Annotated in this window: 20 protein-coding genes and 1 pseudogene; 16 read left to right on the top strand and 5 right to left on the bottom strand. The window is 63.8% G+C overall.

Annotation, left to right across the window (positions count from 1 at the left end):
- The first annotated feature begins 69 nt into the window (after positions 1-69).
- From BMW49_RS01635 to BMW49_RS01650, 4 genes are all read left to right on the top strand, one after another.
- On the top strand, positions 70-1740 hold the full coding sequence (locus BMW49_RS01635) for a nitrite/sulfite reductase (RefSeq protein ID WP_069516839.1): 1671 nt from the start codon (positions 70-72) through the stop codon (positions 1738-1740).
- Positions 1737-2249 (top strand): DUF934 domain-containing protein, encoded by a 513-nt coding sequence (locus tag BMW49_RS01640; protein ID WP_069516838.1) that lies wholly within the window; start codon positions 1737-1739, stop codon positions 2247-2249. Before BMW49_RS01635 ends, BMW49_RS01640 begins: the two co-directional genes overlap by 4 nt.
- Before the next feature lie 93 nt (positions 2250-2342).
- Positions 2343-2711: a CidA/LrgA family protein gene (locus BMW49_RS01645; protein WP_069516837.1), complete on the top strand. Its 369-nt coding sequence runs from the start codon at positions 2343-2345 to the stop codon at positions 2709-2711.
- Positions 2704-3432, top strand: a complete 729-nt coding sequence (locus BMW49_RS01650; RefSeq protein ID WP_069516836.1) for an LrgB family protein — start codon at positions 2704-2706, stop codon at positions 3430-3432. Before BMW49_RS01645 ends, BMW49_RS01650 begins: the two co-directional genes overlap by 8 nt.
- Before the next feature lie 41 nt (positions 3433-3473).
- Here the strand turns inward: BMW49_RS01650 and BMW49_RS25455 are convergent, their stop codons facing one another.
- Both BMW49_RS25455 and BMW49_RS25460 read right to left on the bottom strand, forming a co-directional pair.
- On the bottom strand, positions 3474-4505 hold the full coding sequence (locus BMW49_RS25455) for a methyl-accepting chemotaxis protein (protein WP_425272735.1): 1032 nt from the start codon (positions 4503-4505) through the stop codon (positions 3474-3476).
- Between the two features lie 90 nt (positions 4506-4595).
- A pseudogene (locus BMW49_RS25460) lies at positions 4596-5144 on the bottom strand (MCP four helix bundle domain-containing protein); the annotation flags it as partial.
- Between the two features lie 156 nt (positions 5145-5300).
- Here BMW49_RS25460 and arfB point away from each other — a divergent pair.
- Positions 5301-5714, top strand: coding sequence for an alternative ribosome rescue aminoacyl-tRNA hydrolase ArfB (arfB, locus tag BMW49_RS01660; RefSeq protein WP_069516835.1), 414 nt, complete (start codon positions 5301-5303; stop codon positions 5712-5714).
- Between the two features lie 168 nt (positions 5715-5882).
- Positions 5883-6773 (top strand): LysR substrate-binding domain-containing protein, encoded by an 891-nt coding sequence (locus BMW49_RS01665; protein ID WP_069516834.1) that lies wholly within the window; start codon positions 5883-5885, stop codon positions 6771-6773.
- Position 6774: 1 nt separating this feature from the next.
- Here BMW49_RS01665 and BMW49_RS01670 read toward each other — a convergent pair whose 3' ends face one another.
- The gene (locus BMW49_RS01670) at positions 6775-7398 is read right to left on the bottom strand and encodes a cation efflux transmembrane domain-containing protein (RefSeq protein WP_069516833.1); all 624 of its coding nucleotides are present in this window, start codon (positions 7396-7398) and stop codon (positions 6775-6777) included.
- 64 nt (positions 7399-7462) lie between these two features.
- Between BMW49_RS01670 and BMW49_RS01675 the strand changes: the two genes are divergently transcribed.
- Positions 7463-7894, top strand: coding sequence for a MerR family DNA-binding protein (locus BMW49_RS01675; protein ID WP_069516832.1), 432 nt, complete (start codon positions 7463-7465; stop codon positions 7892-7894).
- A 1-nt stretch (position 7895) separates the two neighbouring features.
- Here BMW49_RS01675 and BMW49_RS01680 read toward each other — a convergent pair whose 3' ends face one another.
- Both BMW49_RS01680 and gap read right to left on the bottom strand, forming a co-directional pair.
- Positions 7896-8360 (bottom strand): methylglyoxal synthase, encoded by a 465-nt coding sequence (locus BMW49_RS01680; RefSeq protein ID WP_069516831.1) that lies wholly within the window; start codon positions 8358-8360, stop codon positions 7896-7898.
- Positions 8361-8369: 9 nt separating this feature from the next.
- A complete protein-coding gene (gene gap, locus BMW49_RS01685) occupies positions 8370-9374 on the bottom strand; it encodes a type I glyceraldehyde-3-phosphate dehydrogenase (protein ID WP_069516830.1) in 1005 nt (334 codons plus the stop codon).
- Positions 9375-9506: 132 nt separating this feature from the next.
- Here gap and edd point away from each other — a divergent pair, with 132 nt between their 5' ends.
- The 9 genes from edd (at position 9507) to BMW49_RS01730 (ending at position 20460) form a co-directional block, all read left to right on the top strand.
- Positions 9507-11336, top strand: coding sequence for a phosphogluconate dehydratase (gene edd, locus BMW49_RS01690; protein ID WP_069516829.1), 1830 nt, complete (start codon positions 9507-9509; stop codon positions 11334-11336).
- Positions 11333-12289, top strand: coding sequence for a glucokinase (locus BMW49_RS01695; protein ID WP_069516828.1), 957 nt, complete (start codon positions 11333-11335; stop codon positions 12287-12289). Before edd ends, BMW49_RS01695 begins: the two co-directional genes overlap by 4 nt.
- A gap of 111 nt (positions 12290-12400) precedes the next feature.
- On the top strand, positions 12401-13129 hold the full coding sequence (locus BMW49_RS01700; protein WP_069516827.1) for a response regulator: 729 nt from the start codon (positions 12401-12403) through the stop codon (positions 13127-13129).
- A 134-nt stretch (positions 13130-13263) separates the two neighbouring features.
- On the top strand, positions 13264-14691 hold the full coding sequence (locus BMW49_RS01705) for an ATP-binding protein (protein WP_167362774.1): 1428 nt from the start codon (positions 13264-13266) through the stop codon (positions 14689-14691).
- A gap of 151 nt (positions 14692-14842) precedes the next feature.
- The gene (locus tag BMW49_RS01710) at positions 14843-16096 is read left to right on the top strand and encodes an ABC transporter substrate-binding protein (protein WP_069516825.1); all 1254 of its coding nucleotides are present in this window, start codon (positions 14843-14845) and stop codon (positions 16094-16096) included.
- 122 nt (positions 16097-16218) lie between these two features.
- Positions 16219-17127: a carbohydrate ABC transporter permease gene (locus tag BMW49_RS01715; RefSeq protein WP_069516824.1), complete on the top strand. Its 909-nt coding sequence runs from the start codon at positions 16219-16221 to the stop codon at positions 17125-17127.
- Positions 17120-17953 (top strand): carbohydrate ABC transporter permease, encoded by an 834-nt coding sequence (locus BMW49_RS01720; RefSeq protein ID WP_069516823.1) that lies wholly within the window; start codon positions 17120-17122, stop codon positions 17951-17953. The genes BMW49_RS01715 and BMW49_RS01720 overlap by 8 nt, the downstream gene beginning before the upstream one ends.
- A gap of 10 nt (positions 17954-17963) precedes the next feature.
- Positions 17964-19133, top strand: a complete 1170-nt coding sequence (locus tag BMW49_RS01725) for an ABC transporter ATP-binding protein (protein WP_069516822.1) — start codon at positions 17964-17966, stop codon at positions 19131-19133.
- Between the two features lie 130 nt (positions 19134-19263).
- Positions 19264-20460, top strand: a complete 1197-nt coding sequence (locus tag BMW49_RS01730; protein WP_069516953.1) for a maltoporin — start codon at positions 19264-19266, stop codon at positions 20458-20460.
- Positions 20461-20475: the final 15 nt, after the last annotated feature.

Here is a 20475-nt window from a genome sequence, read left to right on the forward strand (position 1 = left end):
GAATCTGCCGCTGTTTCGCTATCAGGGGCCTGGGCATAGTGTGGCCATCGATAATAGCCGAGGCCGCCGATGTACCAATACGATGAATATGACCATGTGCTGGTGAATGAGCGGGTGGCGCAGTTTCGTGATCAGGTCGAGCGCCGTCTGCGGGATGAGCTGAGCGAGGAAGAGTTTCTGCCGCTGCGTCTGCAGAATGGCCTGTACCTGCAAAAGCATGCCTACATGCTGCGCGTGGCGATCCCCTATGGGACGTTGGCGGCCCGGCAGATGCGCGCGTTGGCGCATGTCGCGCGGCAGTACGACCGGGGTTACGGGCATTTCACCACGCGGCAGAATATTCAGTTCAACTGGATCGAGCTGGAGCGGGTGCCAGATATTCTCGAGCACCTGGCGGGTGTTGAGATGCACGCGATTCAAACGTCCGGCAACTGCGTGCGCAATATCACCACCGAGGCCTTTGCCGGGGTCGCTGCCGATGAGCTGCTGGACCCGCGCCCGCTGGCGGAAATTTTGCGCCAGTGGTCGACCATCAACCCGGAGTTTCTCTACCTGCCGCGCAAGTTCAAGATCGCCCTGTGCGCGGCCGAGGAGGACCGTGCCGCGGTGATGATGCACGACATCGGTCTGTACCTGTACCGCGACGAGGCGGGCGAGTTGCTGCTGCGGGTGATGGTGGGTGGCGGTCTGGGACGCACGCCGATTCTTAGTCAGCAGATTCGTGAGGCGTTGCCCTGGCGCCATCTGTTGTCCTATGTCGAGGCGGTGTTGCGGGTGTACAACCGCCACGGCCGGCGCGACAACAAGTACAAGGCGCGCATCAAGATTCTGGTCAAGGCGCTGGGCATCGAGGCGTTCGCCCGTGAGGTCGAGGCCGAGTGGCAGCACATCAAGGATGGCCCAGCCGAACTGACCCAGGAAGAGTACCAGCGCGTGGCCGATGCCTTCGTCGCGCCGCCCTACGAGCAACTGTCTGAGCTCGACCTGGGTTTCGGCACGGCCTTGGCGCAGGACGCCGAATTTGCCCGCTGGGTGTCGCGCAATACCCTGGCGCACAAGGTGCCCGGCTACAGCGCCGTGGTGCTGTCGACCAAACCGGGCATCAGTGCGCCACCGGGTGATGTCACCGCCGAGCAGATGGAGGCGCTGGCCGATCTGGCCGAGCGCTTTGGCTTTGCCGAGCTGCGGATTGCCCACGAGCAGAACATTGTGCTGCCCGACGTGCGCAAGGCGGATCTGTACGCGCTCTGGCAGGCCGCAGCTGAGGTGGGCCTGGCGACGCCGAATATCGGTTTGCTGACGGACGTGATTGCCTGCCCCGGCGGTGATTTCTGCGCCCTGGCCAATGCCAAGTCGATCCCGATTGCCCAGGCGATCCAGCAGCGCTTCGATGACCTGGATTACCTGCATGACCTGGGCAATATCAGCCTGAATATCTCCGGCTGCATGAATGCCTGCGGTCATCACCACATTGGCAATATCGGCATCCTCGGCGTCGATAAGAACGGCAGCGAGTGGTACCAGGTGACCATCGGCGGCGCCCAGGGCAAGGCCAGCGCGCTGGGCAAGGTGATCGGTCCGGCGTTCAGTGCGGCGCAGATCCCCGATGTAATCGATGGGCTGGTGCGCACCTTCACCGACTACCGCGAGGCCGAGGAAGGTTTTGTCGATACCGTGCAGCGCATCGGCCTGGAGCCGTTCAAGGAAGAGGTCTATCGCAAGCCGCAGGTGCCAGCATGAACAACCTGATCCGACTGCTTGATGGCACGCCGAGTATTGTCTGCAACGACCCTTGGCAACTGCTGGGTGACGTCACTGAGCCCGCTGTGCAAGGGCCACAGATAATGCCGTTGAATGTCTGGCTCGCGCGCCAGGATGAGGCTGTTTTGCGCGCCGAGCAGGCCAGTGCCGATGGTGTCTGCCTGGCTCCGGACGATGAGGTGGAAAGCCTGCGGCCTTACCTGCCGGTTCTGCCGATGATTGCCATCGCGTTTCCCAGCTTTCGTGATGGACGCGCTTATAGCCAGGCGTACCTGCTGCGCACGCGCTTGGGCTGGACGGGCGAGTTGCGCGCGGTGGGCGATGTGCTGCGTGATCAGCTCAGCCATATGCGCCAGTGCGGTTTCGATGCATTTGCCGTGCGCGAAGACAAGTCGGTCGAGGATGCACTCAAGGGCCTGGCCGGCATGAGTGTGGTATATGGTCGCTCGGCAATCGAGCCGCGACCGTTGTTTCGTCGGCGTGTGTAGGCGCGAATGTCTTCGCGATGTTGCAGCCTATTTTGCGAGTAACGGCCGGCTGCATTACCTCGCGATCAATAGCTCACACAGAGGAGTGTTCTTATGGTGTTGAAAGGGCTGACCTGGCTGGTCCTGCTGCAGATTCTCGGCAGTCTCGTCAGTGAGCTGCTGTTGCCCATGCTGCCCGGCAGCGTGATTGGTTTGCTGCTGTTGTTTGCCTACTTGCTGCTGCGTGGTCAGGTCAGTGAGCCGTTGAGTCAGGCGACCAGCACCTTGTTGCAGTACTTGCCGCTGCTGTTTGTCGTGCCGGCGGCGGGGATCATGGTCGCCAGCGATGCGTTGCTCGCCGACCTGCCGGCGATTCTGGTTGCGTTGTGCCTGTCGTTGCTGGTTACGGTGCCTTTGTGCGGCTGGATGATGCAGCGCCTGGCCCGGCGCATCGAGCAGCGGGTGGAGGGCGGTCATGAGTGAAGGGATGTGGCTGACGGTAGGGCGCTTGGTGGTCGATCACCCGCTGTTTCCCGTGGGGCTGACGCTGGTGGCGTTCCAGTTTGCTCTGTGGCTGTACCGGCGCAGCGGCTGGCTGGTGCTGCAACCGGTGATGGTCTCCATGCTGATCGTGGTGGGGGTATTGCTGGCCTGCGGCATGGATTACGCCACCTACCGTGCGGGCGCGGCGCCTATCGCTTTTCTGCTGGGCCCGGTGACCATCGCCCTGGCGGTGCCCTTGTACAACAACATCAAGCGTATTCGCCAACTGGCCGCGCCAGTGTTGCTGACTGTGCTGGTCGGCGGCTCGCTGACGGTCACCCTGACCCTGGTGATCGCCCACGCCATGGGCGCCCAGCTGCCAGTATTGGCGAGCCTGTCGGGCAAGTCAGTGACCATGCCCATCGCCATGCTGGCGGCGGAGCAGCTCGGCGGACTGGCCTCGCTGGCAGCGGTCTTCGTCATGCTCACCGGGGTTATAGGGACGGCATTGGGTCCCTGGTTATTGGGCCTGTTCAATGTCACCCACCCGGCGGCGCGGGGGCTGAGCTACGGCATCAACGCCCATGCCATCGGCACGGCGCGGGCATTGGAGGAAGGGTCTGAATGTGGCGCCTTTGCTGCGCTGGGCATGAGCCTGCTGGGAGTGATCAGTGCCGTGCTGTTGCCGTTGCTGGCAGGCTGGGCGCTCGCCGGTCTGTGATCGCGCAGGCGGGGCGCCTGCGCGTTGTGCGGTAAAGGCTGTTACAGCTTGAAGAAGCTGACCTTCTCCGTCAGGCGCTGGGCCAGGGCTGCCAGCTCGCGGCTGGAGGAGGCCACCTGCTCGGAGCCGGCGGCGGTACCCAGGGTCGCGTCGTGGATGCGGCTGATGTTCTGATTGACCGTTTCGGCCACCTGGCTTTGCTGCTCCGAGGCGCTGGCGATCTGCGCGTTCATGTCGTTGATGGCGGTGACCTCGGTGCGGATCTTGTTCAGCGCGGTTTCTGCCTGGTGGGTCTGCTCCACGGTCTGCTGGGCGAGTTGGCGGCTGCTGCGCATTACCTCGGCTGCCTGGCCGACGCCCTCTTGCAGGGCGCCGATCATGCCGCGAATTTCCCGTGTCGAGTCCTGGGTGCGGGTCGCCAGCGAGCGCACCTCATCGGCCACCACGGCAAAACCGCGGCCGTGCTCGCCGGCGCGGGCAGCTTCGATGGCGGCGTTGAGCGCCAGCAGGTTGGTCTGGTCGGCGATGGCGGTGATCACCTCGATAATCTTCTCGATGTTCGCCGTGTCGCTGGACACCTGCTGCACCTGATTGGCGGCATCTTCCAGGGATTTCGCCAGCGTCTGCATGGCGCTGGCCGTTTCGCTGACGACCTGGTTGCCAGAAGCTACCTCGCCATGGGCGCTGCGCGTGGCCGAGGCGGCACTGGCCGCGTAGCCGGCGACTTCGCTGACGGTGGCTGCCATCTGGTGCACGGCTGCGGCCATTTGCTCGGCTTCGCTGGATTGCAGGCGAATCTGCTGGCTGTTGCTGCTTGAGGTGCTCAGTAACTGGTCGGCTGAGCGAGCCAGTTCGGCGGCGGCCGAGCGGACCTGATTGATGGTCTCGGCAAGGTGCCCCGCCATGTCGCGCAGCGCGCCCATGACGCTGTCGGGGTGGCGGGTTTCGATGCGCTGGCCCAGCTCGCCCTTGGCCAGGCGCTTGATCGCCTCGGCCACGGCCTGGGGTTCGGCGCCCAGGGTGCTGATCAACTGGCGAATGATCAGCACCGATACCAGGATGCTCAGCAGCATGGCGATACCGGTGGCCAGCAGAATCAGTAACTGGAAGCCGCCCGCTGTGCTGCGCACCTGGGCGAGGTCCTTGCCGATTACGTCTTCCTGGTAGTCGATAAAGGCATTGATCGCCTTCAGCCAGGCACTGTAGCCGGGGGAAACCTGGGTCAGCAGAAAACGCTTGGTCGCCGCCGGATCAGCGGCCTGGCGCAGGCGCAGCAGCTCTGCGGTAAGGGCCTGGGTGGCGGTTTCGATGCGTTTGATCTCGCCCAGCAGGCGTTGCTCGTCAGCACTTGCGCCCTGGCTGGCGAACAGCTGATCCATGTCGCGTGCGGCAGTCTGATAAAAGCCGTCCAGGCGTTTGATGTCGGCCAACTGGCTGCTCGGCTCGTCGACCAGCACCACATCGCGAATGGCGATGGCGCGGTCATGCACGCTGCCGCGGAAATTGATGGCGTTGCGCTGTTTCACGGTGGCGCCCGCACTGACTTCGCTCAGGGTGGTGTCGATAAAGCTGACGCGATTAATGCCGATCAGGCTGAGCAGGATCATCAACGAGAGGATCAGGCCGAAGCCGAGGCCCAGACGTTGAGCAATCGTGAGGTGTGCAGGCATGGTGCGTTGTCTCGCTGGGTTTTGCTGATACAGGATGCGCATAATGGGCGCGCCGAAGTTATGGCGCCAGCAAAATGTGATGGCAAAAAGATATCGCCCTGATAGGCAGCATTGAATTCGTCGGTTAGCCCGCGCAAGAGCCGCCTGGCCCGGGCAGTGCGGTATGATCGCGACACATTTGCAGCACGAAGATTGGCCATGCTGGTGATTTCCAACAGCGTTCACCTACCCGACAGCGAGATCGAGCTGACCGCGATTCGCGCCCAGGGCGCGGGTGGGCAGAACGTCAACAAGGTTTCGAGCGCCATGCACCTGCGCTTCGACAGCCAAGCCTCAAGCTTGCCGCCGTTCTACAAGGAGCGATTGCTGGCCCTGCGCGACAGCCGCATCACCGCCGAAGGCGTGGTGATCATCAAGGCGCAGCAGTACCGCACCCAGGAACAGAACCGCGCCGACGCCCTGGAGCGCCTGGCCGAGTTGATTCGCAGCGCTGGTAAAACCGAAAAAGCCCGCCGCCCGACCAAGCCGACCCTGGGCTCGAAAACCCGCCGCCTGGAGGGCAAGACCAAGCGCGGGGCGATCAAGGCGGGCAGGGGTCGGGTGGATTTTTGAGGTTGTGGCCCTGTTGTCTGTTGCAGCCGCACGCAGGCCAGAACACAACTCCCGTAGGAGCGCCGCCCCGGCGCAAAGCTTTTTGGGCTTTCTGCTATTCGTCGCTGCGCTCGACCCAGGCTAGCGCAGGCCATGCGATGGCTTACTTGCCTACCCTGGAGTGCGTGAATGAAAACGACCCTCGATGAACTCCAAGCCTTTGTCCGCGTGGTGGACAGTGGCTCCATCAGCGCAGCGGCTGAGCAGATGGCGCAGACCGCTTCTGGTGTCAGCCGGGCGCTCAGTCGTCTGGAGGAAAAGCTCGATGTCACCCTGTTGCGCCGCACCACGCGGCGTCTGGAGTTGACCGAGGAGGGGCGGGCCTTTCTGGCCCAGGCACGCAAGATTCTCGCTGCGGTGGAAGATGCCGAAGAGCAGATGAAAGTGCGTCGGCAGAAGCCCGCCGGACGTTTGCGGGTGAATGCCGCCGCGCCCTTTATGCTGCATGCGGTGGTGCCGCTGGTGGCGGGGTTTCGCGCGCGCTACCCGCAGATTCAGCTGGAGCTGCACAGCAGCGACCAGATCATCGACCTGCTTGAGCAGCGCACCGATATCGCCATCCGCATCGGCCCGCTGCGCGACTCCACCCTGCATGCGCGGCCGCTGGGCAGCAACGCCTTACGTGTGTTGGCCAGCCCGGCTTATCTCAAGGCCCACGGCACGCCGCGTACAGTGGACGACCTCAGCCAACACAGCCTGCTGGGCTTTACTCAGCCGGAGCACCTCAACCAGTGGCCGCTGCGCCATGCTGGCGGTGACAGCCTGGCCATTGCTCCGGCGTTGACCGCCTCGAGTGGTGAAACCCTGCGCCAGTTGGCGTTGCAGGGCGTGGGCATCGTCTGCCTGGCGGACTTTATGACCGCCGCCGACCGCGCTCGGGGCGACCTGGTGCAGGTGCTGATGCGCGACACCGTCGAGGTGCGCCAGCCAATCCATGCGGTGTACTACCGCAACACGGCGCTGGCGGCGCGCATCACCTGCTTTCTTGACTACCTGAGTGAGCACCTCGGCAGCGCCTGATTCAAGCTGCGTGGGCGCTGTGCAACTCCGTGCGCGCCTGGCGCATCACCTGTACCGCGGCGCTGATCGCCAGGCTGGCCATGATGGTGGCCACCAGCAGGTCGGGCCAGGCGGTGCCGGTGCCGAACACACCAAAGGCCGCGAGCAGTACGGCGAGGTTGCCCAGGGCGTCATTGCGCGTGCACAGCCAGACGCTGCGCATATTGCTGTCGCCCTCGCGATAACCAAACAGCAAGACTGCCACCAGCACGTTGGCGGCCAGTGCCAGGCTGCCGATCAAGCCCATGGTGATCGCCTCCGGCACCTCGCCCGAGAGTGCCCGCCAGCCGGCCATCGACAGTACGCCAATACCGAACAGCAGCATGCACAGGGCCTTGAACAGTGAGGCGCGGGCGCGGCTGGCCAGGCCCATGCCGAGGACGAACAGGCTGATGCCGTAGTTGGCGGCATCACCGAGAAAATCCAGCGAGTCGGCCAGTAGCGACACGGAGCCGGCCTTTACCCCACTGGCGATCTCGACGAAAAACATGCCGAGGTTGACCAACAGGGCGATCCACAGGATGCGCCGATAGCCTGCAGCAGGTGGGCGTTGGCTTGGCGTGGGATGGCAGCAGTGCGCGCTCATGGGGGCTTCTCCATATTGATGACAAGGCGTACGCTAAACCCTGTAGTCACTACAGGGTCAAGCGATGAATCGAGCCTTTAACATCGGTCAGTTGAGCCGCGAGAGTGGCGTCAACCCGGAGACCATCCGTTTTTACGAGCGCAGCGGCCTACTCGCCGCGCCACCGCGCAGTGCTGCCGGCTATCGCCAGTACGCCGAAGCCGACGTGCGTCGCCTGCGTTTTATCCGCCGCGGGCGCGAGTTGGGTTTCAGCCTGGAGGAAATCACCACGCTGCTGGCACTGGATGCCCAGCCCCATAGCCCTTGCGCCGAGGCCGACCGGCTGGTGCGCGAGCACCTGGCCGCGATCGAGGTGCGCATCGCCGACCTGCAACGCATGCAGATCGCCCTGAGCAAGCTGGCCACCTGTGACGCCGCCGAGGCCGAGCACTGTCGCCTGCTGGAGGCATTGGATAACCGCGAATGCGCGTTGCACCCACCGGTTACGCTGGGATGACTCAGGTGCGTCCAGCCAGATAACGGCTGTAGTCGGGGATGCGACAGCTGTGCGCCTGGTCGAGCAGGGGGCTGCCGATCAGGTAGTCGGCGCTGCTTTCGTTGCAGGCCAGGGGAATGTTCCAGACCGCGGCGACCCTGAGCAGGGCCTTGATGTCCGGGTCGTGGGGCTGTTGCTCGAAAGGATCCCAGAAGAACACCAGCAGATCGATGCGCCGTTCGGCGATGCGCGCACCAATCTGCTGGTCGCCGCCCAGGGGGCCGCTGATCATGCACTCCACCGGCAGGCCCAGGTGCTTGGCCAGCAGCACTCCGGTGGTGCCGGTGGCGATCAGTTCGTGGTGCGCCAGGCGTTCGCGCTGGCGCAGGCTCCAGTCGAGCAGGAAGGTTTTGCAATGGTCGTGGGCGATCAGCGCGATGCGCTTGCGCGCCGGCATCTGGCCCTCGGTAAAGCTGATCCGGCTCATGGGCGTGACTCAATCGGGCGCATTGCACAACGCCAGGCAGGTGTCGAGCATGCGGTTGGAGAAGCCCCATTCGTTGTCATACCAGGCCATGACCTTGAGCAGCTTGCCGCTGGTCTTGGTGTGGTTGGCATCGAAAATCGACGACAACGGGTTGTGGTTGAAGTCGCAAGACACCAGCGGCAGGCTGTTGTAGCCGAGCACCGGCGATTGTTCACTGGCCTCCTTGAGCAGCGCGTTGACCGTCTCGGCGCTGGCTTCGCGCTGCACCTGCAGGGTCAGGTCGACCAGCGACACATTGATCACCGGTACGCGCACGGCCATGCCGGTGAGCTTGCCGGCCAGTTCGGGCAGCACCAGGCCGACTGCTTCGGCGGCTCCGGTCTTGGTCGGGATCATCGACTGGGTGGCCGAGCGCGCGCGGAACGGGTCGCTGTGGTACACGTCGGAAAGATTCTGGTCGTTGGTGTAAGCGTGGATGGTAGTCATCAGACCGCTCTCGATGCCCAGCTCACGCTGCAGCACCTGGGCCACCGGGGCCAGGCAGTTGGTGGTGCAGGAGGCGTTGGAGATGATCTGGTGATGGGCGCGCAGGCTGTCGTGGTTGACGCCGTAGACGATGGTCGCGTCGGCGCCCTTGGCCGGTGCCGAGATAATCACCTTGCGCGCGCCGGCGCTCATGTGCGCAGCCGCTTTGTCGCGCTCGGTGAACAGCCCGGTGCATTCGAAGACCACGTCGATTTGCAGGTCTTTCCAGGGCAGTTCGGCGGGGTTGCGTATGGCGCTGACGGCGATACGGTCGCCATTGATGGTCAGGCTGTCGCCATCGGCCTCGACCTGGCCGTCAAAAATCCCGTGTACGCTGTCGTATTTGAGCAGGTGCGCGTTGATCGCGCTGTCGCCGAGGTCGTTGATCGCCACGACCTGCAGCTGTTGACGGTAGGTTCCGCTGTACAGCGCGCGCAAAGTATTGCGGCCGATACGTCCGAAACCATTGATGGCAATTCGCAGAGTCATAGGTGAGGACCGTTTAATTTGTTGTTGGAATTACAAGATTATTAGCCTAGCTGTAGAAATCAAGCCTTTTGCGTGGCAGTATTTTTGTATTAAGTACAAAATATTGCTGTCCGCCAGCCTGGAGTCACTGTCATGCACCCCCGCATTCTTGAGGTAACCGACCGTCTGATCGCGCGCAGCCGCGCCACCCGTGAGCGCTACCTGGCGCAAATGGCCGCGGCGGCCAGCGACGGGCCGCACCGCGGCAGCCTGCAATGCGCCAACTTTGCCCACGGCGTGGCGGGGTGCGGTTCGGCCACCGACAAGCAGCGCCTGCGACTGATGGACCAGGCCAACGTGGCCATTGTGTCGGCTTACAACGACATGCTGTCGGCGCACCAGCCCTACGAGCATTTCCCGGAGCAGATCAAACAGGCCCTGCGCGATATCGGCTCGGTCGGCCAGTTCGCCGGCGGTGTGCCGGCCATGTGCGACGGCGTGACCCAGGGCGAGCCGGGCATGGAACTGAGCCTCGCCAGCCGCGAGGTAATCGCCATGTCCACCGCGGTGGCGCTGTCGCACAACATGTTCGACGCCGCGCTGCTGCTGGGGATCTGCGACAAGATCGTGCCGGGGTTGATGATTGGTGCGTTGCGCTTTGGACACCTGCCGATGATCTTCGTGCCCGGCGGGCCGATGCCCTCGGGCATCCCCAACAAGCAGAAGGCCGAGGTGCGCCAGCGCTACGCCGAGGGCAAGGCCAGCCGCGAGGAGCTGCTGGAGTCGGAAATGCAGTCCTACCACAGCCCTGGCACCTGCACCTTCTACGGCACCGCCAACACCAACCAGGTGGTGATGGAGATCATGGGGCTGCACTTGCCCGGCTCCTCGTTCGTCAACCCCTATACGCCGCTGCGCGACGCGCTGACCCGTGAGGCAGCGCAGCAGGTCACCCGGCTGACCCAGCAAAGTGGCAACTACATCCCGTTGTGCCAGGTGATCGACGAGAAGGCCATCGTCAACTCAGTGGTCGCGCTCAACGCCACCGGCGGCTCGACCAATCACACCCTGCACATTCCCGCATTCGCCCGCGCCGCCGGGATTCTGCTGACCTGGCAGGACATGGCCGACCTGTCGACCGTCACCCCGACCCTGGCCAAGGTCTACCCCAATGGCCAGGCCGACGTGAACCACTTCCATGCCAGCGGCGGCGTGCCCTTTATGGTGCGTACCCTGCTGGAGGCCGGTTTGCTGCACGAGGACGTCAACACCGTGATGGGCAAGGGCCTGTCGCGCTACACCCGCGAGCCATTCCTTGAGGACGGCGTGCTGACCTGGCGCGAAGGGCCGCAGGCGAGCCTGGACAGCAATATCCTGCGCAGCGCCGCGCAGCCGTTCTCGGCTGAGGGCGGCTTGCGGGCGATGGCCGGCAATCTTGGTCGCGGGGTGATCAAGGTCTCGGCGGTGGCGCCAGAGCATCAGGTGATTGAGGCGCCGGCACGGGTGTTCGAGGATCAGGCGGCGCTGGCCGATGCCTTCAAGGCCGGCGAGCTGGAGCGCGACTTCGTCGCCGTGGTGCGTTTCCAGGGGCCGAAAGCCAATGGCATGCCCGAGCTGCACAAGCTGACGCCTTACCTGGGCGTGCTGCAGGACCGTGGCTACAAGGTCGCCCTGGTCACCGACGGGCGCATGTCTGGCGCCTCGGGCAAGGTTGCTGCGGCGATTCACGTCAGCCCGGAGGCCTGGGACGGTGGGCCGCTGGCGCGGGTGCAGGATGGCGACGTGGTGCGCGTCGACGGCGCGGCCGGCACCCTGACCGTGCTGGTAGATGACGCCACCTGGGCAGCACGCACGCCGGCACCGCGACCGGTGGGCACCGGCATTGGTTGTGGTCGCGAGCTGTTCGGCTTTATGCGTGCAGCGTTCAGCCCGGCGGAGCAGGGCGCGAGCGTATTCAGTGCGGAGCTGGAGTCGCTGACGTGACGCGCGCGCTGGTCGGTGATATCGGCGGCACCAATGCGCGTTTCGCGCTTTGGCAGGACAACGCCCTGGCCTCGGTGCAGGTGCTGGCCACGGCGGATTACCCCAGCCCGGAGCAGGCGATCACTGCCTACCTGGCCAGCCTCGACCTGGCGCCAGGGGCCATCGATGCGGTGTGCCTGGCCTGTGCGGGCCCTGTGGGCGGTGACCTGTTTCGCTTCACCAACAACCATTGGCAGCTTAGCCGCCGCGCCTTCTGCGAGACGCTGCAGGTGCGTGAACTGCTGCTGATCAACGATTTTTCCGCCATGGCCCTGGGCATGACCCGCCTGACGCCGGAGGATTGCCTGCAGGTTTGCCCTGGCGAGGCGGAGGTCGAGCGGCCACGGGTGATCATCGGCCCGGGTACGGGCCTGGGTGTGGGCACCCTGTTGCCCCTCGCGTCGGGGCACTGGCAGGCGTTGCCGGGAGAGGGTGGGCATGTCGACCTGCCCATCGGCACGGCCCATGAAGCGGCGCTCTGGCTGCAGCTGGAGCAGCAACTGGGCCATGTGCGTGCCGAGGATGTGCTCAGTGGCAGCGGCCTGGTCAATCTGCACCGCGCGCTCTGTGCCCTCGAGGGGCAGGCGCCGCGTTGGCACGAGCCAGCCGATGTTACCGCCGCCGCGTTGGCGGGCGATGCCCAAGGCCTGGCGGTGCTGGAGCAGTTCTGCCGCTGGCTGGGGCGCGTGGCGGGTAACAATGTGCTGACCCTCGGCGGGCGTGGCGGGGTGTATCTGGTCGGCGGCGTGCTGCCGCGGGTGGCCCCGTTGCTGCTGGCCAGTGGCTTTGCCGAGGCCTTCCGTGACAAAGGCTGCATGAGCGATTACCTTGCCGGCATTCCGGTGTGGCTGGTGACGGCCGAGTACCCAGGCCTGCTCGGTGCCGGTGTGGCGTTGCAGCAGGCGCGCTCGTAGCGGTTGCTCGTCGCGGCTAAAGCCCCTCCCACAATATGAGTCCTTGTGCGGGAGGGTTTTAGCCGCGAGGTTTTGCTAGATAAATCGAGATAACAACAAGGACGGCGGACAATGAGCCAGCCCGGTAAATCCATCCTCCTGGTCGATGATGACCAGGAGATTCGTGAACTGCTCGATACCTACCTTAGCCGCGCTGGTTTTCAGGTACGCGCGGCTGCAGACGGTGCGGGCTTTCGCCAGCGCCTGTGCGCCGAGCAGGCCGATCTGGTGATCCTCGATGTGATGTTGCCCGACGAAGACGGCTTCAGCCTCTGTCGTTGGGTACGCGAGCATCAGCGTTTCGCCCAGGTGCCGATCATCATGCTCACCGCCAGCTCCGACGAAGCCGACCGGGTGATCGGCCTGGAGCTGGGCGCCGATGACTACCTCGGCAAACCTTTCAGCCCGCGCGAATTGCTGGCACGAATCAAGGCGCTGCTGCGCCGCGCGCATTTCACCCAGGAGCGGGGCGGCGAGGTACTGGCCTTTGATGACTGGCGCCTGGATATGGTCAGCCACCGGCTGTTCCACCGTGACGGCGAAGAGGTGATTCTGTCTGGTGCGGACTTCGCCCTGCTCAAGCTGTTCCTCGACCACCCACAAGAGATTCTTGACCGCGACACCATTGGCAACGCCACCCGTGGTCGTGAGGTGATGCCGCTGGAGCGTATCGTCGATATGGCCGTCAGCCGCCTACGGCAACGCCTGCGTGACACGGAAAAGCCGGCACGGCTGATTCGTACCGTGCGCGGCAGTGGCTATCAGCTGGCGGCGGCGGTTACTCCGTATAGCCATGGGTAGAACAATATCGGTGTGTAGGCGCGAATGTGTTTGTGAGATTCGCGGGGGCATCGCGAATAAATTCGCTCCTACAGGAGTTGTGCACGGCTGCGCGCGTGGTTGTCGCCATGCATAGTCTGCGTAAGTGGCTGGCGGTGCCGCGCTCGTTGCTTGGGCGCATGTTGCTGCTGACTTTGCTGGTGGTGCTGTTGGCCCAGGGCTTGTCGAGTCTGATCTGGGTGTCGCAATTGCGCGCCAGCCAGATGGCGGGCCTGCTGACCAGCTCGCGCAGCCTGGCCCAGTCGATGGCCGCCAGCGTCAGCTACTTTCGCTCGCTGCCTTTGGGCTATCGCCCGCTGGTGCTCGACCAGTTGCGCAATATGGGCGGCACGCGGTTTTTCGTGTCGCTCAACGACAAGCCCTTGGTCATGCAGGTGCTGCCGGAAACACCGCGCAAGCGCGCGGTGCTTGAGGCGGTCGATGCGACCCTGCGCGAGCGCCTGGGTAACCAGCTCGACCTCTCGGTGCAGTTCGTCAGCCCGGATGACCTGCGTATCTTCAACAGCGCGCTGAAGCTCGATGAGTTGCCGCGCTCCTGGGCGCATTACGCCCTGAGTCTGGAGCCGCTCAACCCGCCGGTGCTGGTCACACAAATCCAGATCGCCGAAGGTGAATGGCTGTACCTGGCCTCCTTGCTGCCCGAGCCCTATGTCGGCCTGGAACAGCAGGGCCTGCCGGCGCAGCAGCTGTGGTTCATCATCCTCACCAGCAGCTTTCTGCTGCTGTTTATCGGCATTCTGGTGCACTGGCAGAGCCGCCCGCTCAAGCGCCTGGCCCGGGCCGCGCGGGAAATGTCCCTGGGCAGTGAGGTCGAGCCGCTGGCCGAAGCCGGTGGCAGTGAAGTGGTGGAGGTGAGCCGCGCGTTCAACAATATGCGCGAGCGCATCGGCCGTTACCTCAAGGAGCGCAGCCAGCTGTTCAGCGCCATCTCCCATGACCTGCGCACGCCCATCACGCGCTTACGCCTGCGCGTCGAGCTGCTGGAGGACGAAGCTGTACAGGCCAAGTTCGGCCGCGATCTCGACGAGCTGGAGATGCTGGTCAAGGGCGCGCTGCAGTGCGTCAAGGACACCGACATCCACGAGAACATCGAGGCGGTGGACCTCAATCAACTGCTCAATTGCGTGATCGAGCCTTACCTGGCGCCCCAGGGCAATGGCCAGGTGACTTTGGCCGGCGAGGCGCTGGCCAGCTATGCGGGCAAACCTCTGGCGCTCAAGCGCTGCATCGGCAACCTGGTGGACAACGCGCTGAAATACGGCGAGCGCGCGCACCTGCATATCGAGGACGATGGCCAGGCCTTTGTCCTGCACGTTGACGATGAAGGGCCGGGGGTGCCCGAACAGCGCCTGGAGCAGGTGTTCGAGCCGCATTTTCGCCTGGCAGCGCAGCAGCAGGGCTACGGCCTGGGCTTGGGTATCGCGCGCAATATCGCCCACAGCCATGGCGGTGAGGTGACGCTGCGCAACCTGCGTGAAGGCGGGCTGCGGGTGACCCTGTGGTTGCCGCGGTTTGCCGAGTGAAGGCTCGTATTCATGCGCGCTGCGCTTATGTAACCAGCCTGTGACCTTTGCGCATCCCTTCGTTACCCGGCGCTGGCGTATCCCTGTTTAGACTCGATTCCAGAGCAAGCACTCGACTTGCCCGCGAATAACAACAAGAAAGGACCCACAGATGAACGCGATCACTCGCCTGGCCACTGCTGTTTCCCTGGCTTCACTGCTGCCGCTGGCTGCCCACGCCGGCGAAGTTGAAGTCCTGCACTGGTGGACCTCCGGCGGCGAAAAACGCGCCGCCGATACCCTGCAAAAACTCGTCGAAGAAAAAGGCCATACCTGGAAAGACTTCGCCGTCGCCGGTGGCGGTGGTGAGGCGGCCATGACCGTGCTCAAGACCCGCGCCGTATCCGGTAACCCGCCCGCTGCCGCGCAGATCAAGGGGCCGGATATTCAGGAGTGGGGCGAGCTGGGCCTGCTGACCGATCTCAATGAGGTCGCCACCGAGCAGAAGTGGGACAGCCTGCTGCCCAAGCAGGTGGCCGACGTGATGAAGTACGACGGAGACTACGTCGCGGTGCCGATCAACGTGCACCGGGTCAATTGGCTGTGGATCAACCCAGAAGTATTTGCCAAAGCCGGGGCCACGCCGCCGACCACCCTCGAGGAGTTTTTCGCCGCCGCCGACAAGCTGAAAGCCGCCGGCTTTATCGCCATCGCCCATGGCGGTCAGCCTTGGCAGGACGGCACCGTGTTCGAGGACCTGGCGTTCAGCATTCTGGGCGCCGACGGCTACCGCAAGGCGTTTGTCGAGCAGGACAAGGCGACCCTGACCGGGGCCAAGATGACCGAAGTCTTTGCGGCTTTGCAGAAAGTGCGCGGCTATATCGACGCCGATGCCGCCGGGCGCGACTGGAACACCGCTGCCGGGCTGGTGATCAACGGCAAGGCCGGTATGCAGATCATGGGCGACTGGGCCAAGAGCGAATGGACCGCCGCCGGCAAGGTCGCCGGGCAGGACTACCAGTGCCTGCCGTTCCCCGGCAGCCAGGGCAGCTTTGCCTACAACATCGACTCCCTGGCGATGTTCAAGTTGAGCAATGCCGATAACCGCAAGGCCCAGGAAGACCTGGCGCGGACCATCATGGAGCCGGAATTCCAGCAGTTCTTCAATCAGAACAAGGGCTCCATTCCGGTCCGCCTGGACCAGGATATGAGCACCTTCGACGCCTGCGCCCAGGCCTCGATGAAGGACTTCAAGGAAGCGGCCGCCAGCGGTGGCCTGCAACCGAGCCTGGCCCACGGCATGGCCGCCTCCAGCTACGTGCAGGGTGCGGTGTTCGACGTGGTCACCAACTTCTTCAACGACCCCAAGGCCGACCCGGCCCGCGCCGCCCAGCAACTGGCCGCCGCGATCGAAGCCGTGCAATAAGCCCCCGGGCCGTTTAGCGGCCCACAGCCGAACGTCGCTTGCCGGTGCAGCCCCAGGGCTGCACCTGGGATGCGTTCGTGCCGGTTTTACCGGCAGAGACGGACCACGCAACGGAGTTACCCATGAGTGCAATTGCCGTATTGAGTAAAGCCTCACCGCTCGATGCCTTGCAGCGCTGGCTGCCCAAGCTGGTGTTGGCGCCGAGCATGCTGATCGTGCTGGTCGGCTTCTATGGCTATATCGCCTGGACCTTCGTGCTGTCGTTCACCAGCTCGCGCTTTATGCCGAACTACTCCTGGGTCGGCCTGCAGCAATACGCGCGCCTGCTGGACAACGACCGCTGGTGGGTGGCGAGCAAGAACCTGATGGTCTTCGGCGGTCTGTTTATCGGCATCAGCCTGCTGGTCGGCGTGTTGCTGGCAGTGCTGCTTGATCAGCGCATTCGCCGCGAAGGCTTTATCCGCACGATCTTTCTGTACCCCATGGCGCTGTCGATGATCGTCACCGGTACGGCCTGGAAATGGCTGCTCAATCCGGGGCTGGGCATCGACAAGATGCTCCGCGACTGGGGTTGGGAAGGCTTTCGCTTCGACTGGCTGGTGGACCCCGAGCGGGTCATCTACTGCCTGGTCATCGCCGCCGTCTGGCAAGCCTCGGGCTTTGTCATGGCGCTGTTTCTCGCCGGCTTGCGTGGGGTCGATTCCTCGATCATCCGCGCTGCCCAGGTCGACGGGGCGAGCCTGCCGAATATTTATCTGCGGATCATCCTGCCGAGCCTGGGGCCGGTGTTCTTCAGTGCCCTGATGATCCTTGCGCACATCGCCATCAAGAGCTTCGACCTGGTCGCCTCGATGACCGCCGGTGGCCCCGGCTACGCCTCGGACCTGCCGGCGATGTTCATGTATGCCCACACCTTTACCCGCGGCCAGATGGGCCTGGGCGCGGCCAGCGCGATCCTTATGCTCGGCGCTGTGCTGGCGATTCTGGTGCCGTATCTGTACTCCGAACTGCGAGGTAAGCGTCATGCCTAAGCGCGCGTTGAGCCTGAGCCGCGTGGCGATTTACGCCACCTTGCTGGCAGCCTGTGCGGTGTACCTGATCCCGCTGCTGATCATGTTGCTGACCAGCTTCAAGACCCCGGACGACATCCGCACCGGTAACCTGCTGTCGTGGCCGGAGCTGTTTACCGCGATTGGCTGGATCAAGGCCTGGGACAGCGTTGGCGGTTACTTCTGGAACTCGGTGAAGATCACCATTCCGGCGGTGCTGATCTCCACGCTGCTCGGCGCGCTGAACGGTTACGTGCTGGCCATGTGGCGCTTTCGTGGCTCGCAGCTGTTCTTCGGTCTGTTGTTGTTCGGCTGCTTTCTGCCGTTTCAGGTGGTGCTGCTGCCGGCATCCTTCACCCTCGGCCAGCTTGGCCTGGCCAATACCACCAGCGGTTTGGTGCTGGTGCATGTGGTGTACGGCCTGGCCTTTACCACGCTGTTTTTCCGTAACTACTACGTGAGCATTCCCGAGGCGTTGGTGAGCGCTGCGCGCCTGGATGGCGCCGGCTTTTTCACCATCTTCGGGCGGATTCTGCTGCCCATGTCGGTACCGATCATCATGGTCTGCCTGATCTGGCAGTTCACCCAGATCTGGAACGACTTCCTCTTCGGTGTGGTGTTCGCCAGTGGCGACACCCAGCCGATCACCGTGGCGCTGAACAACCTGGTCAACACCAGCACCGGGGCCAAGGAATACAACGTTGATATGGCCGCGGCGATGATCGCCGGGCTGCCCACCCTGCTGGTGTACATCCTGGCCGGCAAATATTTCCTGCGCGGCCTCACGGCCGGCGCCGTCAAAGGTTGAGGTAATTACCATGGCCACCCTCGAACTGCGTAACGTCAACAAACGCTATGGCTCCGGCCTGGCGGACACCCTCAAGGACATCGAACTGTCGATTGACGACGGTGAATTCCTGATCCTGGTCGGCCCCTCCGGTTGCGGTAAATCGACCCTGATGAACTGCATCGCCGGCCTGGAAGACATCACCGGTGGCGCGATCCTGGTGGATGACGCCGACATCAGCGGCATGAGCCCCAAGGACCGCGACATTGCCATGGTCTTTCAGTCCTATGCGCTGTACCCGACCATGAACGTGCGCGACAACATCGCCTTCGGCTTGAAGATGCGCAAGATGGCCCCGGCGGCCATCGACGACGAAGTGGCGCGGGTCGCCAAGCTGCTGCAGATCGAGCACCTGCTCGGGCGCAAACCCGGCCAGCTTTCCGGCGGCCAGCAGCAGCGCGTGGCCATGGGCCGGGCGCTAGCGCGGCGGCCGAAGATCTACCTGTTCGACGAACCGCTGTCGAACCTCGACGCCAAGCTGCGCGTGGAGATGCGCACCGAAATCAAGCTGATGCACCAGCGTCTGAAGACCACCACGGTGTACGTCACCCACGACCAGATCGAAGCCATGACCCTGGGCGACAAGGTGGCGGTGATGAAGGATGGGGTGATCCAGCAGTTCGGCACCCCACAACAGATCTACAACGAGCCGGCCAACCTGTTCGTGGCGAGCTTTATCGGCTCGCCGCCAATGAACTTCATCCCGTTGCGCCTGCAGCGCCGCGACGGCCAGGTGTGGGGTCTGCTCGACTCCGCCGTCGGGGTTGCCGGTTCGGCGCACTGCGAACTGCCGCTGGGCGCGCTGGAGGCCGGTATGGAAAACCGCGAGGTGATCCTCGGCGTGCGCCCCGAGCAGATTCTCCTGGGCGCAGTAGAGGGTCAGCCGTCGATCCGCGCCGAAGTGGAAGTTACCGAACCGACCGGGCCAGACACCCTGGTGTTCGTCAGCCTCAACCAGACCAAAGTCTGCTGCCGTATGACCCCCGATGCGGCGCCGCAGATCGGCGAGAGCCTGGTCCTGCGCTTCGATCCCGACAAGGCCCTGCTGTTCGACGCGCAAAGCGGGGAGCGGCTGGGGCTGTTGGGAAAGACCAGCGCCGCTGAGCGCGCGTCCACCGTGACGCCGTTCAGAGGGCGCTGATTCCGCGGCCCGGCCGCCGCCTGCCGTTTCGCGGCGTATCGGGCCAGCTATCCAAGGCAATACAACAATAAAAACCAGTGGAGTGGCTATGAAAACGAAGAACAGTGGGTGGTTGCTGCCGTGTGTGTTGATGGCGCTGCCGGGACTCTCGTACGGCGTGGAGTTGGGTACGGGTACCGAGTTCACCGGTTACGTGCGCAGCGGTGTCGGTGGCTCGGTGGAGGGGGGCACACAGTCGTGCTTCCAACTGCCGGGCGCGCAATCCAAGTACCGCCTGGGTAACGAATGCGAGCAGTACATCGAGCTGGACCTGCGCCATGACCTGGCGACCCTGGACGATGGCTCGGTGCTCAGCGTGGAGGGCATGGCCCAGTTGTACAACGAGTACGGCCACACGCCGAAATTCACTGGCGATTATGGTTTTGCGCGGATGAACCAGATGTATGCCGAGTGGAGCAAGGTTCCGGCGCTCAACGGTGGCTCGCTATGGGCCGGGCGGCGCTTCTACAAGCGCAACGACATCCATATCAGCGACTTCTACTACTGGAACCAGAGCGCCACAGGTGCCGGTATCGAGGACTTCGAGCTGGGTGGCCTGAAGTACAGCTACGCCTTCTCGCGCAAGGACAGCTATTTCCAGGAAGCCTATATCAACCGCCACGACTTCAACGTTGCAGGCTTTCAGGTTAATCCCGGCGGCGAGCTGGAGCTGGGCCTGAGCTATATCGACAAACCCGACAGCCGCGATGCCAACAGTGGCTGGGCGGTAACCGCGCAGCACAAGCAGGCGGACTTTCTCGGTGGTGGCAACACCTTTGCTCTGCAGTACGGCAAAGGGCCGGGTACCGGGCTGGGCTACACCGGCGACGTAGGACTGGATCGCGACAACACCAGCTATCGCCTGGTGGAGTTCTTCGATTTCCAGGCCACGCCGCGTATTGGCGGGCAATTGCAGCTGGTCTATCAGAAAGACAAGCGGCCTGAAGGTGACGATCAGAACTGGCTGTCGGTCGGTGGTCGCGCCAGCTATGCCTTTACCGAGCAATTCAAGCTGGTCGGCGAGCTGGGTCGTGATCAGGTCGAGGCCAGTGACGGCACGCGCAAGCTGACCAAGTTCACCATTGCACCGACCTGGTCACCGGCCGGGCCGGGCTTCTGGGAGCGTCCGGAATTCCGTCTGTATTACACCTATGCCAGCTGGAACCAGGCCGCACAACGTGCCGCCAGTGAGCTGGTGGCCGGCAGCGCGCTGTCCGATACCGGTGCCTTCGGCAATGCCCGCCACGGCTCCAACTTTGGTGCGCAGGTCGAGTACTGGTGGAAATAACGCCTGCGCGGTGAC

Origin of the sequence: Pseudomonas cuatrocienegasensis, assembly GCF_900110925.1 — a bacterium.
Taxonomy (GTDB): domain Bacteria; phylum Pseudomonadota; class Gammaproteobacteria; order Pseudomonadales; family Pseudomonadaceae; genus Aquipseudomonas; species Aquipseudomonas cuatrocienegasensis.